Annotated in this window: 13 protein-coding genes and 1 riboswitch; of the genes, 3 read left to right on the forward strand and 10 right to left on the reverse strand. The window is 73.8% G+C overall.

Features of this window, described 5'->3' with window-relative positions; all coding sequences use genetic code 11:
• Window positions 1-133: 133 nt before the first annotated feature.
• Both ACH4F2_RS07195 and ACH4F2_RS07200 read right to left on the reverse strand, forming a co-directional pair.
• A complete protein-coding gene (locus ACH4F2_RS07195) occupies window positions 134-526 on the reverse strand; it encodes a cell division protein SepF (RefSeq protein WP_398131690.1) in 393 nt (130 codons plus the stop codon).
• Between the two features lie 341 nt (window positions 527-867).
• Complete coding sequence (locus ACH4F2_RS07200; RefSeq protein ID WP_398131691.1) at window positions 868-1,353, reverse strand: hypothetical protein; 486 nt, start codon at window positions 1,351-1,353, stop codon at window positions 868-870.
• A 257-nt stretch (window positions 1,354-1,610) separates the two neighbouring features.
• Between ACH4F2_RS07200 and ACH4F2_RS07205 the strand changes: the two genes are divergently transcribed.
• Window positions 1,611-2,960, forward strand: coding sequence for a chloride channel protein (locus tag ACH4F2_RS07205; protein ID WP_398131692.1), 1,350 nt, complete (start codon window positions 1,611-1,613; stop codon window positions 2,958-2,960).
• 65 nt (window positions 2,961-3,025) lie between these two features.
• Window positions 3,026-3,523, forward strand: a complete 498-nt coding sequence (locus tag ACH4F2_RS07210) for a potassium channel family protein (RefSeq protein ID WP_398131831.1) — start codon at window positions 3,026-3,028, stop codon at window positions 3,521-3,523.
• Between the two features lie 30 nt (window positions 3,524-3,553).
• A riboswitch (cobalamin riboswitch) is annotated at window positions 3,554-3,681 on the forward strand.
• Window positions 3,682-3,711: 30 nt separating this feature from the next.
• On the opposite strand, the gene ACH4F2_RS07215 is transcribed toward ACH4F2_RS07210, so the two are convergent.
• The 5 genes from ACH4F2_RS07215 to ACH4F2_RS07235 all read right to left on the reverse strand — a co-directional run bounded on the left by ACH4F2_RS07215 (window position 3,712) and on the right by ACH4F2_RS07235 (window position 10,116).
• Window positions 3,712-5,322, reverse strand: a complete 1,611-nt coding sequence (locus ACH4F2_RS07215) for an MFS transporter (RefSeq protein ID WP_398131693.1) — start codon at window positions 5,320-5,322, stop codon at window positions 3,712-3,714.
• A gap of 539 nt (window positions 5,323-5,861) precedes the next feature.
• Window positions 5,862-6,518, reverse strand: coding sequence for a TetR/AcrR family transcriptional regulator (locus tag ACH4F2_RS07220; protein ID WP_398131694.1), 657 nt, complete (start codon window positions 6,516-6,518; stop codon window positions 5,862-5,864).
• Between the two features lie 254 nt (window positions 6,519-6,772).
• Window positions 6,773-8,137, reverse strand: coding sequence for an APC family permease (locus ACH4F2_RS07225; RefSeq protein ID WP_398131695.1), 1,365 nt, complete (start codon window positions 8,135-8,137; stop codon window positions 6,773-6,775).
• 115 nt (window positions 8,138-8,252) lie between these two features.
• Window positions 8,253-8,330, reverse strand: a complete 78-nt coding sequence (locus ACH4F2_RS07230; protein ID WP_370443954.1) for a 50S ribosomal protein bL37 — start codon at window positions 8,328-8,330, stop codon at window positions 8,253-8,255.
• A gap of 178 nt (window positions 8,331-8,508) precedes the next feature.
• Window positions 8,509-10,116, reverse strand: coding sequence for a CocE/NonD family hydrolase (locus tag ACH4F2_RS07235; RefSeq protein WP_398131832.1), 1,608 nt, complete (start codon window positions 10,114-10,116; stop codon window positions 8,509-8,511).
• A 180-nt stretch (window positions 10,117-10,296) separates the two neighbouring features.
• On the opposite strand from ACH4F2_RS07235, the gene ACH4F2_RS07240 reads away from it, so the two are divergent.
• Window positions 10,297-11,013 carry a TetR/AcrR family transcriptional regulator C-terminal domain-containing protein gene (locus ACH4F2_RS07240; RefSeq protein WP_398131833.1) on the forward strand — a complete coding sequence of 239 codons (717 nt, stop codon included), beginning with the start codon at window positions 10,297-10,299 and terminating at the stop codon, window positions 11,011-11,013.
• A 51-nt stretch (window positions 11,014-11,064) separates the two neighbouring features.
• Here the strand turns inward: ACH4F2_RS07240 and ACH4F2_RS07245 are convergent, their stop codons facing one another.
• The 3 genes from ACH4F2_RS07245 to ACH4F2_RS07255 form a co-directional block, all read right to left on the reverse strand.
• On the reverse strand, window positions 11,065-12,342 hold the full coding sequence (locus ACH4F2_RS07245; RefSeq protein ID WP_398131696.1) for an SGNH/GDSL hydrolase family protein: 1,278 nt from the start codon (window positions 12,340-12,342) through the stop codon (window positions 11,065-11,067).
• 320 nt (window positions 12,343-12,662) lie between these two features.
• Window positions 12,663-13,193: a carboxymuconolactone decarboxylase family protein gene (locus ACH4F2_RS07250; RefSeq protein WP_398131697.1), complete on the reverse strand. Its 531-nt coding sequence runs from the start codon at window positions 13,191-13,193 to the stop codon at window positions 12,663-12,665.
• A 209-nt stretch (window positions 13,194-13,402) separates the two neighbouring features.
• Complete coding sequence (locus tag ACH4F2_RS07255) at window positions 13,403-14,296, reverse strand: sigma-70 family RNA polymerase sigma factor (protein ID WP_398131698.1); 894 nt, start codon at window positions 14,294-14,296, stop codon at window positions 13,403-13,405.
• Window positions 14,297-14,421: the final 125 nt, after the last annotated feature.

Genomic DNA, 14,421 nt, shown 5'->3' on the forward strand with positions numbered 1-14,421 from the left:
ACGCCGAACCGTTTTGCCCGTCCCGCGTTCCTACGATCGGGGGACGGGGCCGTCAGGGCCGGCAGGCCCCGTCATCCCCCGGGAGCCCGCCGGAAGGCCCGTCACACCCCGGAGGGCCGGCCGGCAGGCTCCGTCAGATCCCGGGAACCTCCGCCGCGCTCTCCATCAGCCCGTTCACCTCGGTCCCGGCGGGGGTGAGCAGGAAGACGTTGCGGTCGACGCGGTGCATGCCGCTGGCCAGGCCGAAGACCACACCCGTACTGAAGTCCAGGACCCGCTTGGCGACGTCGGTCTCGGCGCTGGTCAGGTCCAGGAGGACCGGAATGCCCGCCATCAGGATCTCCGCGACCTCGCGGGCGTCCGCGAACACGTTGACCCGCAGGACGACGAAACGACGGCGCGTCTCCGTCTCCGCCTCCGGCATCGCCCGGTGGCCGACCGCGGACGGCCATGCGTCGCGCCCGCGCAACGGAACGACCTGGGCGAGCCCTTCCCACTGCTCATCGGTGACGTCGTGACTGTTCACCGGCTCCCCCGATTTCACTCGCCTTCATTGCCTGCACCAGCCAATTCTTACGCCAAGTCACCCGTTCGGCCCAACAGCGACACGGTTCGCGACGCTCCGTATCCGGTGATTGTCCCCGTGGCGGCCGGGGTACCCAGCGACGCCGCTCCGCGCGCGGGCGCCGTTGACACGCCGGCCCCCGGTACGGAGAGCCCATGGGTGCGCTGGATCCGCCCCGACCCGTCACTCGCGAAGGGGCGCCGCCGCCGTGGGCACGGCGGCGGCGCCGGCGTGAGGGCTGCACCGCCGCCGAGGCGCCGAGGCGCTGAGCGGGGCGGCGGACAGCAGGCGGCGGGCGGCGCTCAGGTCCGCCGGTCCGCCCGGTCCGCCCGGCCCGCCTGGTCCTGGCGGCTGGCCAGTGCCCAGATCACGAACACGTCGATCGCCATCATGATCACGGCCCAGACGGGTGCGTACGGCAGGAAAAGGAACTGGGCCACGAGGCTCAGCGAGGCCAGGAGGATGCCCGCGAAGCGCGCCCAGGCCATGTCCTTGAGCAGGCCGTAGCCGGTGACGAGCACCAGGGCGCCCAGGATGACGTGGATGATGCCCCAGCCGGTGAGGCTGAGTTCGTAGACGTAGCTGCCGACGCGGGCGTACACGTCGTCCTCGGCGATGGCCGCGATGCCCTGCAGGACGGCGAGGGCGCCGTTCAGCAGCAGCAGTACGCCCGCGAAGACGACCCCGCCGGTCACCCAGCCACTGGTGCGGTCCGCCGACCGCGGGGGCCACGGGCCGTCGGCGCCCTGGGAGGGCCTGCCGGGAGATGGTGCGGCGTGCTGGCTCATGAGCGGAGTCCTTTCTGCGTGTCCCCCGTACGGGCCTCGGCCCACCGGCACCCCGAGGCGCCGACAGGTCACTCCGAGCCTGGGGGCGGCCGCCGCACGGGGCCATGCGGGTCCGCCGAACGGGTGAACCGGATCTCCACCGCGACCGCACTGCCCGGCCCCCGGAGCGCGGCCGTGCGCGTGCGGTCCTCCCGCGCCTCCCGTTTACTGAAGCGCACATGCGAACGCGCGCTGCGCAGGCGGACGGAGGAGAACCCGTGACCTCTGGGCCCGCACCGGCGAACGCGGTGCCGGCGGGGGCCGAGCAGTCCCTGCGGCGCACCCTGCTCGGCCCCGGCTATCTGCGGCTGTTGGCGCTGTGTGCACTGCTGGGCGTTCCCATCGCGCTGGCCTGCTTCTTCTTCGTGGGCCTCCAGCACCGGTTCCAGCACTGGGTGTGGACGTCGCTGCCCGAGGCGGCCGGGTACGACGCCCCGCCCTGGTGGTGGCCGCTGCCCGCGCTGGTGCTGGCCGGGCTGATCCTGGCGCCGATCGTGACCCGGATGCCGGGCGGCGGCGGTCACCTGCCGGTGAACGGGCTGGGCGGCGCGCCCGTCGGCCCTCGCGCGTTGCCCGGCGCCGCCCTGGCGGCGCTCGCCACGCTGCCGCTCGGTGTGGTGCTGGGACCGGAGGCTCCCCTGATGGCCGTCGGCAGCGGGCTCGCCCTGCTGGCGGTGCGGCGGGCGGGCGCGGCCGGGGACCCGCGGGCGAGCGCGATCCTGGCCACGGCCGGTTCCACCGCCGCGATCTCCACCATCCTCGGCGGCCCGGTTCCGGCGGCGGTGCTGGTCATCGAGGGAGCCGGGCTCGGCGGGGCGCACTTGGCGGCGCTGCTGCTGCCCTGTCTGCTGGCCAGCGCGGCGGGCGCGCTGGTCTTCACCGGGTTCGGGGAGTGGACCGGCCTCAGGATCGGCGCGCTGGCCCTGCAGGACGTGCCGCCGGGCGCCAACCCGGACGCGGGCGACTTCCTGTGGGGCGTCCCCACAGCGGCGCTGATCGCGGTGCTGATCACGCTGTGCCGCGGGCTGGGCCACCGGACCGGTTCCTGGACACGACACCACACGGCCGTCCGCACCGTCGCCTGTGCCACGGCGGTCGGCGTCTGCCTCGCCGCGTACGCGCTGATCACCGGCCGCTCCCCGGCGGAGGCGGCCCTGTCCGGTCAGGCGGCCCTCGCCCAGCTCGCCGCGCACCCGCATGCCTGGTCCGTGGGCGCGCTGGTCGCGCTCGTCGCCTGCAAGGGGCTGGCGTGGGGCATCGCGCTGGGCAGCCTGCGCGGCGGTCCGATCTTCCCGGCCGTACTGCTGGGCACGGCGACGGCGATGGCCTGCTCCGGCCTCCCCGGCTTCGGCGTGACCCCGGCCCTCGCCCTCGGTATCTCCGCCGCGGCGGCCGCGGTGACCGGGCTGCCGCTGGCCAGCGCGGTGCTGGCGGTGCTGCTGGTCGGCGGGGAGGCGTACGATCAGATGCCGCTGATCGTCACCGCGTCGGTGGTCGCCTTCGTCGTCACCCAGCTGGTGCGCCGGACGGAGCCCGACGCGGCGGACGGCCCGGGGCCGGGAGGGTGACGGAGCGCCGGGCCGGCACCCCTCGGACGGGCCGCATCCGTCCGCGTACCGGCCGTCGTACGGTCCTGCCCTGGCTCGGGCGGGCCGGCTCCGCGGTGGCCGTGATCGTGGCCTACTTCCTGCTCCCCCTCGACCAGCTGGGCCCCGGGCGCCCCGGGCTGAGCTGGCTGCTGTTCGCCTCGGTGCTGATCGTCGTGGCCGCGCTGCTGCTCCGCGCGGTCCGCGACGTCCTCGTCGACCGTCCGGACGCCCGGCCCGGCGTGCTCATCACGCTGCTGATCGTCCTGACCGTGCACGTGTTCGCCGCCGGCTACTACGCCCTCGCCAAGCAGCCGGGCGAGTTCACCGGCCTGCGCACCCGCGTCGATGCCCTGTACTTCACCGTGGTCACGCTCGCGACCGTCGGCTACGGCGACATCACCCCGCGGGGCCAGGCGGCGCGGACCGTCACCGTCCTGCAGATCCTCTACACCTTCGTGTTCCTCACCGCCGCCGCGACCGCACTGACCCGACGGATGCGCGACATGGTGGTCCGGCGGATGGAGCGGGACCGGCACGGATGACGAAGCGGCACCGACGACCCGGGGCCTCCTCGTCACCACCCCCGCGAGAGCACTGCTGTCGCACCGCCTTGGTGAACGGGGAACCGGTGTGATGCCGGTGCGGCCCTCGCCACCGTGAATCGGGGAGTCCGGTTCCGGCCCTCACGGGCAGCCACTGGGTCCTGGGTCGCGGTCGGGGCGTCCCGGGCTCACCGCGCCGAGTCGCTGTGCTCCGCCTCCCGGGCCTCGGCCGGCTTCTCCTCGGCCCGCCGCCGGGCGCGGCGGCCCGGCAGGACGGCGAGGACGATCAGGGTGCCGGCGGCCATGATGACCCCGCCGACGAGGCTGGTCGTGGCGACGCCGTGGGCGAAGGACTGGTTCACGGCGTCGGCCAGGGCCTCGGCCTGCCGGGGTCCGGCGGCGGGGTTCGTCGCGAGCCGCTCGGCGACGGTCAGCCCGCCGCCGACCGAGTCCTGGGCGGCGTCCAGTGCGGCGGCCGGGAGCCGGTCTCCCACCAGGCCGGCCAGTTCGTCGCGGTAGGCGGTGCCGAGCAGGGAGCCCAGGACGGCGATGCCGAGCGAGCCGCCGAGTTCCAGCGCGGTGTCGTTGGCGCCGCCGCCGACGCCCAGTTCACTCTCCGGGAAGGAGCCCATGATGGTGTCGGTGGCCGGTGACACGCTCAGCCCGATCGCGAGGCCGAGCAGCAGCATCGGCGCCAGGAAGTCGGCGTACGTGGAGTCCTTCTCGATGAGGACCAGCAGGAAGACACCGACGGTGCCGATCACCATGCCGGAGCCCACCATCGCCCTCACGCCCAGCTTCGGGGTCAGCTTTCCGGTGACCGCGGCGCCGACGAACACGGCGCCGGCCAGCGGCAGCAGCCGTACGCCGGTCTCCAAGGCGCCGTAGCCGAGCACGAACTGCAGGAACTGGGTGGCGTAGTAGATGGCGCCGTAGGTGCCGAAGAAGAAGAACAGCACCGCCAGCATGGAGCCGCTGAAGGGCCGCAGCAGGAACCTGCGCACGTCCAGCATGGGGTGCGGGTGGCGCAGCTCCCAGGCCACGAAGGCCATCAGGCCGACGACCGCGACGACGGCCGCGGCGACCGGGCCGGCGCCCCAGCCGAAGTGCGGGCCCTCGATGGTCGCGTAGACCAGGCTGCCGACGGAGACGATGGAGAGCAGGCCGCCCACGTAGTCGATCCGGCCCGTGCCGGCCGCCCTGGACGGCGGGACGAGGACGAGCGCTCCGACGACGGCGGCGGCCGCGATGGGGACGTTGACCAGGAAGGTGGAGCCCCAGGCGTGGTCCTCCAGGAGCCATCCGGCGACCAGCGGACCGACCGCGATGGCGAGGCCGGAGGTGGCGGTCCAGGCCGTGATGGCGCGGGCCCGCTCCCCCTTCGGGAAGACCGCGACCAGCAGGGACAGCGTGGCCGGCATGACGACGGCGGCGCCGACGCCCATGACCGCCCGGGCCGCGATGACCAGTCCGGTCTCGTCCACCAGGCTGCCCGTCACCGAACCGCCCGCGAAGATCACCAGGCCGGTGATCAGGGCGCCGCGGCGGCTGTACTTGTCGCCGATCGAGCCGAGCACCAGCATCAGCGCGGCGTACGGGACGGTGTAGCCGTCGATGACCCACTGCAGGTCGCTGCTGCTCAACCCCAGGTCGGTCGTCATGTCCGGCGCGGCCACGATGAGGGACGTGTTGGCCATGACGACGATCAGCAGGCTCAGGCACAGCACGAGGAGCGCCCACCAGCGCCGTGCGTACGGCCCGGTCATCTTCTCGACGGGTGTGGTGGCCAGGAGGGGCATGGAGGGCTCCAGGGAAACCAGGGAGACGAGGGCACGCTAATTGCCCATTGATGTGCAGACTCATGGCAGAGTAGTTTGTTGCACAGTGACGTGCAAATATCTCGCCCGCCTGCCGCAGACGGTTCCCTTCCCCGATCGAGGTACCGACGTGACCACCGCACGCGGTCGCATCCTGCGCGCGACCGAACGCGAAATGGTCCTCGCGATCCCGACAGCAGCCTCACGGCGATCGCCGCGGCGGCCGGCGTGGCGCGCCGCACCCTCCACGGCCACTTCACCGGCCGGGACGCGCTGGTCGGAGGGCCCGTCGAGGAGGCCGCGGCGGCGGTACGGCGGGGGCCGCGGGAGCGGGAGCGGCCGCGGACGCCCCGGCCCCGGCCCGGACGACGGCACGGGCGCCGCCGTGACTGGCCGCGCTGGTCACCGCCGGGGTGGGGGCGGCGCTGCGACGGGGGCGGTGCGCGACCTGCGCGACCTGCGCGGAGCCGGGTGGGCGCTACATGGGGCAGTGCCCGTCGTACGGCGGTGCGGGCGGCGCCTCACTCGTCCGGGACGGCCTCCGCGGTCACCGTCGGGGCCACGTCCGCGACCACGGCCCGGGCCCGCCGCTCCGGGACGCCGGCCGCGATGAGCTGGGCGACCGCGACCCGGGTGCCGTCGTCCTCCAGCGCGCCGGTGTTGACCTGCTCCAGCAGCGCGACGGTCATCGCCTCCAGCCCGGCGCTCAGCACGGCGGGCGGCAGGTGGCCGGGGAACACGCCGTCCCGCTGCCCCCGCTCCAGGATGGCGGTGACCTCGGCGCGGGCCGGGGCGAGGATCTCGGCCACGCGCTCCACGCCCAGGTCGTGGCGGGCCAGCGCCAGGAGCATCCGGTAGCGGTCGCCCACGGGCCACATCAGCAGCGTGAAGTGGGCGAGCGCACGCTCGGCCGGTTCCGCCGGCCCGACCCGCTCCGCCCCGGCGGCCATGGCACCGCGCAGCACCTCGGAGGCCTCCTCGGCGAGAGCCTCCAGCAGCGCCGAGCGCCCCGGGAAGTGACCGAAGAGGGTACGCCGTACGACACCGGCGGCCCGGGCGAGCTCCTCGAGAGTGGTGTCCGGATTGCGTCCCAGCTCCCGGCGGGCCGTGGCCAGGATGCGCGCCCGGTTGGACCGCGCGTTGCGTCGCTGCGGCTCACGGGCGACGGGCTTGGTCACGGGAACCTCTGGGCGGGAAGACGGGGCTGCGGGGGCGTCCATTCTGGCACGGGGCCCCCGGCACGGCCCGACCGGTAGCGCGCCCTCCCCGCACCGGAATGACACCATCCGCCGCCGACGGCTGCACGGTCGACGCCTGCACGGTCGGCGGCTGCACAAACGATGCCTGCACCGTTGACGGCTGCACGGTCGGCGGCTGCACGGTCGGCGGCTGCGCGACCGATGCCCGCACGGCCGGCGGCACCGCCGACCGGCTACCCGCGCCCGGACTGCCCGCGCCCGGCCGGATCCGCACCCCCGGCAGCCCGCCGTACGGCGGCGAGCGCGGCGAGCACCGTCCCCACGGCCACGACCAGCAGCCCGCGCAGCCACACCTCGGCCTCGATCTGCGTGGCGAGCGCGACGCAGGACGCGGCGCCCAGCACGGGGAGCACGGTCGGGGCGCGGAAGTGGTCGGCCTCGCCCGGGTCGCGGCGCAGCACGAGCACGGCCGTGTTGACCATGAGGAAGACGACGAGCAGCAGCAGGACCAGGGTGGACGCCAGGGTGGCGACACTGCCGGTCAGCGCGAGGAGCATCGACAGCAGGGTCGTGACCGCGATCGCGGCCCACGGCGTACGGCGGCCGGGCAGCACCCGGGTCAGCGCGGCGGGCAGCAGCCCGTCCCGGGCCATGCCGTAGGCCAGGCGGGAGGACATGATGCCGGTGAGCAGCGCGCCGTTCGCCACGGCGACCAGCGCGATGGCGCTGAACAGCCGGGTCGGCACGCCGCCGGCCGCCTCGACGACCTCCAGCAGCGGTCCGCTCGACCCGGCCAGCCGGGCCGTCGGCACGGCCACGGACGCGGCGAGGCCCACCAGCACGTACACGGCGCCCGCGGTGGCGAGGGCACCGAACAGGGCGCGCGGGTAGGAGCGCCGGGGGTCGCGGGTCTCCTCGGCGACGTTCACCGACGTCTCGAAGCCGACGAAGGAGTAGTACGCCAGCACGGACCCGCTCAGTACGGCCGCGGCTGCTCCCTTCTCCGGCGTACCGAGCCGCCCGAGCCGCGCCACGTCGCCGTCGCCGCGCAGCAGCAGCCAGACGCCGAGGACGACGATGACGAGGAGGCCGCCCACCTCGACGACGGTGGCGACGACGTTGGCACGGGTCGACTCCTTGATGCCCCGCGCGTTGAGCAGCGCGAGCAGGGCGAGGAACAGCACGGCGACGAGCCCGACCGGCAGCGTCACGAAGGCGGACAGGTAGTCGCCCCCGAAGCCGCGGGCCAGCGCGGCCACGGAGACGATGCCGGCGGCGAGCATGCAGAAGCCCGCGACGAAACCGGCGAACGGCCCGAAGGCACGGGTGGCGTAGTGGGAGGCTCCGCCCGCCCGCGGGTACTTCGTGGCCAGCTCGGCGTAGGAGGCGGCGGTCAGCATCGCCAGCAGCAGGGCGACGACCAGCGGCACCCACACCGCTCCCCCGGCGTCGGCGGCCACCTGCCCCACCAGGACGTACACCCCGGCGCCGAGCACGTCGCCCAGGATGAAGAAGTACAGCAAAGGGGTGGTCAGCGCCCGCTTGAGCGCCGGGCCGCCCCGCGCGTCCGCCGACGGCTGCTTTTCGAGTCTCGCCATGGCGCATCAGGTTTCCCGCAGGTCGGGAAACACGCCATGGTCATGCTTTCCGCCACGCCGGGAAAGCGCTCGGGTGGGTGGCCACATGCCACCCACCCGATGCGTCGGCGCGTCCTCAGCTCTGCGGACGGCTGCCGTGGTTCGCGCCGTTCTTGCGGCGAGCCTTCTTCTTGCGACGTCGCTTCGAGGACATCGAACCCTCCTCTTCCTGTGCTTTCACGTACTCGTCCACCGGATTGTGGCCCCGGAGGCCAGGGAGCGCATTTCCCACCGGCGCGACGGCAAACACCCGACATCAAATGCACACGGGTGGCGTACGTCACGGAACGCGGCAGCCGTTCACCGGCGCGCCGGTTCCCGCCCGACCCTGGTCAGCGTGGCTCGACCGAGCCGTGGGGAAGGACCAGTGCCGAGTCCGCGTGGAGTGTGATGCGCACCGGTGTGAAGGTGGTGGCGTCCACCGGTGAGTCCCCGGTGCCGGGGTTGCGGGCATAGCGCGGGTGGGCGCCGCCGCTGATCTGCCAGCGTATGCGGTGCCCGGCGGCGAAGCGGTGGGCGGTGGTGCTCATGGGAACGGTGACCCGCGTGGGTGTGTCTCCCGTGGTCCGCAGCCGGCCGAGTCCGTCACAGACGTTGACGGAGCGGCCCTGTGCGTCCACGTCGCACAGGCGGGTGAAGACGTCGGCGTGCCCGGTGTCCGTGGAGACGCTCAGCCGTGCGCAGACCGGGCCGGCGATGTCCACGGGCTCGGTCAGTGGCGGGCCGGTGAACGTCAGGACGTCGTCCCGGGCCTCCAGGGTGCTGTTGTCGCGCGGGCCGGCGGTGCGGGAGAGCAGCGGGCCGCCGAGGGACGGGGTGGGGTCGGCCGGGTCGTAGCGGAACGTCGTCAGGGGTGCGGAGTCCGTGGGGGTCTGCCGGGTCAGGTGTCCGTCCGGGGTGGGGTGCCACGGCGTGGGGGTGTGCGGCGGCGGCCAGTCGTCGAGGTCCCGCCAGGCGTTCTCGCCGCCGATGTGCGCGCGCACCGCGGTGGGACGCAGGCCGGAGCGGTCGCCGTCCAGGTGGGCGCGCAGCCAGGCGAGGCTTTCGGCGAACACCTCGGGCCAGCCCTGCTGCAGGGCGGAGGTGTGGGTCCAGGGACCGGCGAGCAGGGCCGTCTCGCCTCCGGCCCGGCGCAGCCGCTGGTACTGCTCGAAGGTCTGGTCGGCCAGCGCGTCGTGCCATCCGGTGATCAGAGCCGTGGGCACGCGGAGCCGCTCCGCCGGCTCCGCCAAAGACGCGCCGTGCCAGTAGGTGTCCTCGGCGTCCGGGTGTGTCATCACGTCGTCCAGCCAGGGCACTTCGCCGCCGAGGGCCGACACGTACGCCCCCCGCAGGGGCCGCGCGGTGGTGACGGCGCGCAGCCGGCGTCGCAGGCGCAGTGCCGCCTTCACGAACGGCCCCGTGCCCTGGTGCTGGTAGGTCATGCCCGAGCCGACGGCGAGGGTGTTCTCCAGCAGCAGTGTGCCGCCGGAGTGGAACAGGGCGTGGGGGTCGTGCAGGCCCACCTGGACCACCATCGCCTTCAGCTCCGGCGGCGGGTCCAGGGCCAGGGCCCACTGCACGTAACCCAGGTAGCTGGGGCCGACGGTCCCCAGGGTTCCGTCGAACCAGGGCTGCTCGCGCAGCCAGGACACCGTGGCCAGGCCGTCGGCGGCCTCGTTGCGCCACAGGTGGAACGCACCGCCCGAGCCGCCGGTGCCGCGGCAGCTCTGGAGGACCACGTGAAAGCCCTGTTCGGCGAAGAGCAGGCCGTACTGGGGCGACCACGGCAGGCCCCGGCCGTACGGCGAGCGGACCAGGAGGGTGGGGAAGTCGCCCTCGCCGCGCGGGAAGTAGTGGTCGGTGATCAACGGGCTGCCGTCGGCGGCCGGCACCACCAGTCCCGGCTCCCAGCCGGCGTCGTACCGCTTCGCCGGCAGGTTCCGCCAGATCGCCCTCATCATCCGTGAGGACAGCGGTGGTCTGCCGGTGGGTGGCGCCCATGCCGGTCCGGCCACGGTGTCGGGCGTGCGTGATGGCATCGTTCCCCTCCTTCATTCCGTACGGTGTACGAGAATAGGGGATGCTTGGATGACCTCCGCAAGAGCCGTCTCGACAACCAGGCGAAGGAGCGCGACAGCGTGCCCCGTGACGTGAGGCCCGGCGCCGCAGGCGTCGACCCCGAACAGCTCTGGCTGCCTCCCGCCGAGCCCCGCAAGGGCCGCAGGCCCTCGTTCAGCCGGGAGGAGATCACCGTGGCGGCCGTCGCCCTGGCGGACACCGAAGGGCTCGAAGCGGTCACCATCCGGCGGGTGGCCGCCGCGGTCGGCGCCGGCGCCATGTCGCTCTACAGCTACGCGCCGGACAAGGAGACCCTGCTGGAGCTGATGGTCGACCACGTCAGCGGCGAACTGACCGTCACCGACCCGCCCAGCGGCGACTGGCGTGCCGACCTGAAGACCATCGCCCACCTGCAGCGCGCCCACATGCTGCGCCACCCCTGGCTGTCCTCCGCCCTGTCCACCCGTCGCGTCCCGGGCCCCAACACGCTGGCGTTCCTGGAACACGCGCTCGCCGCCTTGCGGCCCACCGGGCTGGACGGTGCGGCGAAGCTGGAGGTCTTCGCCCAGCTCACCGCGTTCGTGGCCGGACACGTCGCCCATGAGGTCGCGCAGGCCGCGGTCGCGCAGTCCCCGGACCGGGCCGCGGCGGAGGCCCGCTACCTCGCCACCGTCGCCGCCGACGGCCGCCACCCGGAACTCGCCAGAGCCCTCTCCGCCCCCGGCCGCGTCCTCACCCCCGAAGCCACCTTCACCCGGTTCCTCAACCGCCTGATCGACGGCCTCGACACCGACTGATCCCCCTCGCCCACGCCGAGCCGAGAACTCGCGTGAGCGCGGCGCGGGGCCCTACGTGAGGGAGTCGAGGTCGATCGCCTCGGCCATGGCCCGGTATCCGGCGGGGCTGGGGTGCAGGTGGTCGCCCATGTGCAGCCCGTCCGGCAACCGGCCGGTGCCCTCCGGGTCGAGGGCGCGGTCGAAGTCGGTCACGGCGTCGTACTCCCCGCCGGTGCGGATCCATCCGTTGACCTCGTCGCGGATCGCCTCGCCGTCGGCGGTCCAGTTCGCCGATCCTCCCCAGGGCAGCAGGGTGGCCCCGACCGCCCTGACTCCTCGGGCGTGCGCGGCACGGATCAGCGTCCGGTGGCCGGCGATGAGGCGCTCCGCCGTCACCGGCGGGTCGTCGCTGTCCACCCCGCACATCCGGTCGTCGCCCAGTTGTATGTCGTTGATGCCGATCAGGACGATCGCGGTGCCGGCCCGGGGCTGTTCGAGCACGTCGCGGGCGAACCGGGAGACTCCCGCGTCGCCGCCGCAGGCCGAGTCGGTGAGCAGTTTGTTGGATCCGATCCCGGCGTTCAGCACCGGGCGGACCCGGCCCGCCCGCAGGAGCCGCTCGGCGAGCACGTCGGGCCAGCGGTCGTCGCCGTCGACGGTGGCCCCGAACCCGTCGGTGATCGAATCACCGAACGTCACGACGGCGTCCGGCCGGGGGCCGGCATCGGCGACCTCCACGCCCTCCAGGTAGTACCAGGACCCGAAACCGGGCTCGACACTCTCGGTGAAGGCGGTCGGCGCGGCGTCCCGGTGGTGGTCGCCCCCGGCACGGTAGGAGGTGGTCATCGAGACCTGGTGGTAGCTGGCCGGTCCGGTGGCGTCCTTGAAATAGAGGGTGATCGCGAGCCGCTCCCGCGGGTCGGTGGGGAAGGTGATCGGATCGCTGACGATCCCGCCCCGGGCGGGCACGGTGGCCGAGACCGAGCCCGCGAACCGCAGGGTGCGGATCGTGCCGGGCCGCACGGCCGCGCCGCCGGCGGCCCGCCCGACGCCGGCTCCGGCCAGGCGCAGCGGTGAGTCGCCGTAGGCGTTCGACAACCGGATCCGCAGCTTCGAGCCGCCCGTGTTGACCCGGATCACCTGGCGCACGGACTGGTCCTCGAAGCCCCGCTCGGCCCAGGTCGGGAACCAGGGGGAGCCGGAGGGGCGCATGATCGCCGCCGTCCAGGCCCCGTCCCACCGGTCGGAGGCGAGGGCGCCGGTACTCGCGGGCAGGGCCGCGGTGCGGGAGGCGGCGCCGGGGGTGACGCGGTTGGCGGTGTGGGCGGTGGTGGTGGAAGAGGAGGCCATGGGGGCGTTCCTTGTCGTGAGTGACGATCGGACGGTGACGGGTCCGGCGACCGGGGTCCCGCTGGCGGCGCGGGGCCGGTGACGCGGGAGGAATGCGAGGGCGGGCGGGCTCCCCGCGAGGGCGAACGCGGCGGCGGCTAGCAGGCCGGCGCGGTGGCCCTCGCGGGGAGCACTACGGCCGTCGCGCTGTGGGCGGGGCCGGGCGTACGAGCCGTGGGCACCGCGACGACGACGGACAGGCCGGGGAATCCGCCGAAATGCCGGCGGCCGGAACCGGGACGGGAATCGGGGCGGACTTCCGTCCCGGGGCCGGCCGGTTCTCACGGGGTCTGCTCGGCCTTCGCCGGACGCCACTGCTCGGCCGGCGAGACACCGGGCAGCGGCCGGCCGATCAGCGCGAGCGGGATGAAGAAGTTGACCTGCCCGATCACCATGGCGAGTGTGGCCAGCGCCGTGGCGTCGTAGTGCTCGGCCGCCCGCGCGTACAGCTCGTCGGGAACACGCTCCCCGTGCGGCCCGGGTGTGAGCACGGCCTCCACCAGCTCCAGCGCCACCCGCTCGGCCTCGGTGAAGTAGGGGGCGTCCTTCCAGGAGGCCACAGCGGTGATCTTCTCCTCCGGCACCTTCGCGCGACGCAGGCTGCCGGTGTGCATCACCGTCAGGTAGGTGTTCTCGACGATCTGCCCGGCACGCAGGTGGACCAGGCCGACGGTGCTCCTCGGCACCGGCCCGCCACCGGCGATCTTGAACAGGGCGGCGCTGACGTCACCGAGCTGGGGGACCAACCGCTGCGGGTCGGAGAACCGGGAGACGGGGGCGTCCAGGTGGTTGGAAGTCGCGCTGGCGTTCACGATGGGTGTCCCTTCGGGAATGCGGGGCTTTCGCGCCCGCTTGATCTGCTGGTTCACCTCACTGACGACACCGGGCGAGCAAAGGTGACCGGCTGGACCGGATTTCTCGCCGGGATTCTCCGCCCGGGTCTGCCGCCCCTGGCCCACTACGCACGCCGGCCCCCTTCCGATGGCCGGCGGTCATCGGAAGGGGGCCGCATCCGGCGAGATCAGCCCTCGGCGGAGTCGAGGTCGAGCCGTGCCAGGCGTTCGGGGTCGGAGAGGACGTCGATGGCGGCGATCCTGCCGTCCGCGACGGTGAAACTCATGACGGACAGCAGCTCGCCGTCGACGGTGTTGACCAGGCCGGCAAGGCCGTTGACCAGCGCGGGGTGTGTGGTGGCGGCGGTGGCCATGCGCTGGAACGTGGCGGCCTGACCGGCCACGGCGGCGGCGCCGCGCAGGACCCGCATGCCTCCGGTGAGGACTCCGCCGTCCGCGCGCAGCACGACGTCCGGATCGAGGAGGGACAGCAACCCTTCGAAGTCGCCGCCCCGTGCGGCGGCCAGGAAGGCGTCCACCACCCGGCGCTGGTCGGCCGGGTCCGGGTCCGGTGGCGGCGTCGCGCCGCGGACCCGCTGCCGCGCCCTGCTGGCGAGCTTCTTCGCCGTGGCGGGCGTGCGGTCGACGATCGGAGCGATCTGCTCGAACGGCAGGCCGAACAGGTCGTGCAGGACGAACGCCAGCCGTTCCGCCGGAGTGAGCGATTCCAGCACCACGAGCAGCGCCAGCCCGACCGAGTCGGCCATCAGCGCCTGCTCTTCAGGACCGGTCCCGTCCGCACGGCTGACCACCGGGTCGGGCAGCCGCGCTTCCAGGGGCTCCTCTCCCCGACGCCGCCGCGCACGGAGCATGTCGAGGCAGACCCGGCCGACCACGGTGGTCAGCCAACCGCCGAGATTGTCGATCCGGCGATCCCCCGACCGGGTCAGCCGCAGCCACGTCTCCTGCGTGGCGTCATCCGCCTCGGCCAGCGAACCGAGCATGCGGTACGCGACCGCCTTCAGGTGAGGACGGTGCTCCTCGAACTGAACGGCGAGGAATTCAGAGGGATTCACGGTCACGCGGTCCTTCCCACGAACGATGTCGTACCTCCGACGTTTCGCACCCGACGAAGGTGACAGGACCGCGCGGCCGCGCCACGGGCACACCGTCCTGGAGGTCGCCTTGACCCTCCAGTTGGTGGAGA

This window comes from Streptomyces sp. NPDC017890 (genome assembly GCF_044328675.1).
Lineage (GTDB): Bacteria > Actinomycetota > Actinomycetes > Streptomycetales > Streptomycetaceae > Streptomyces.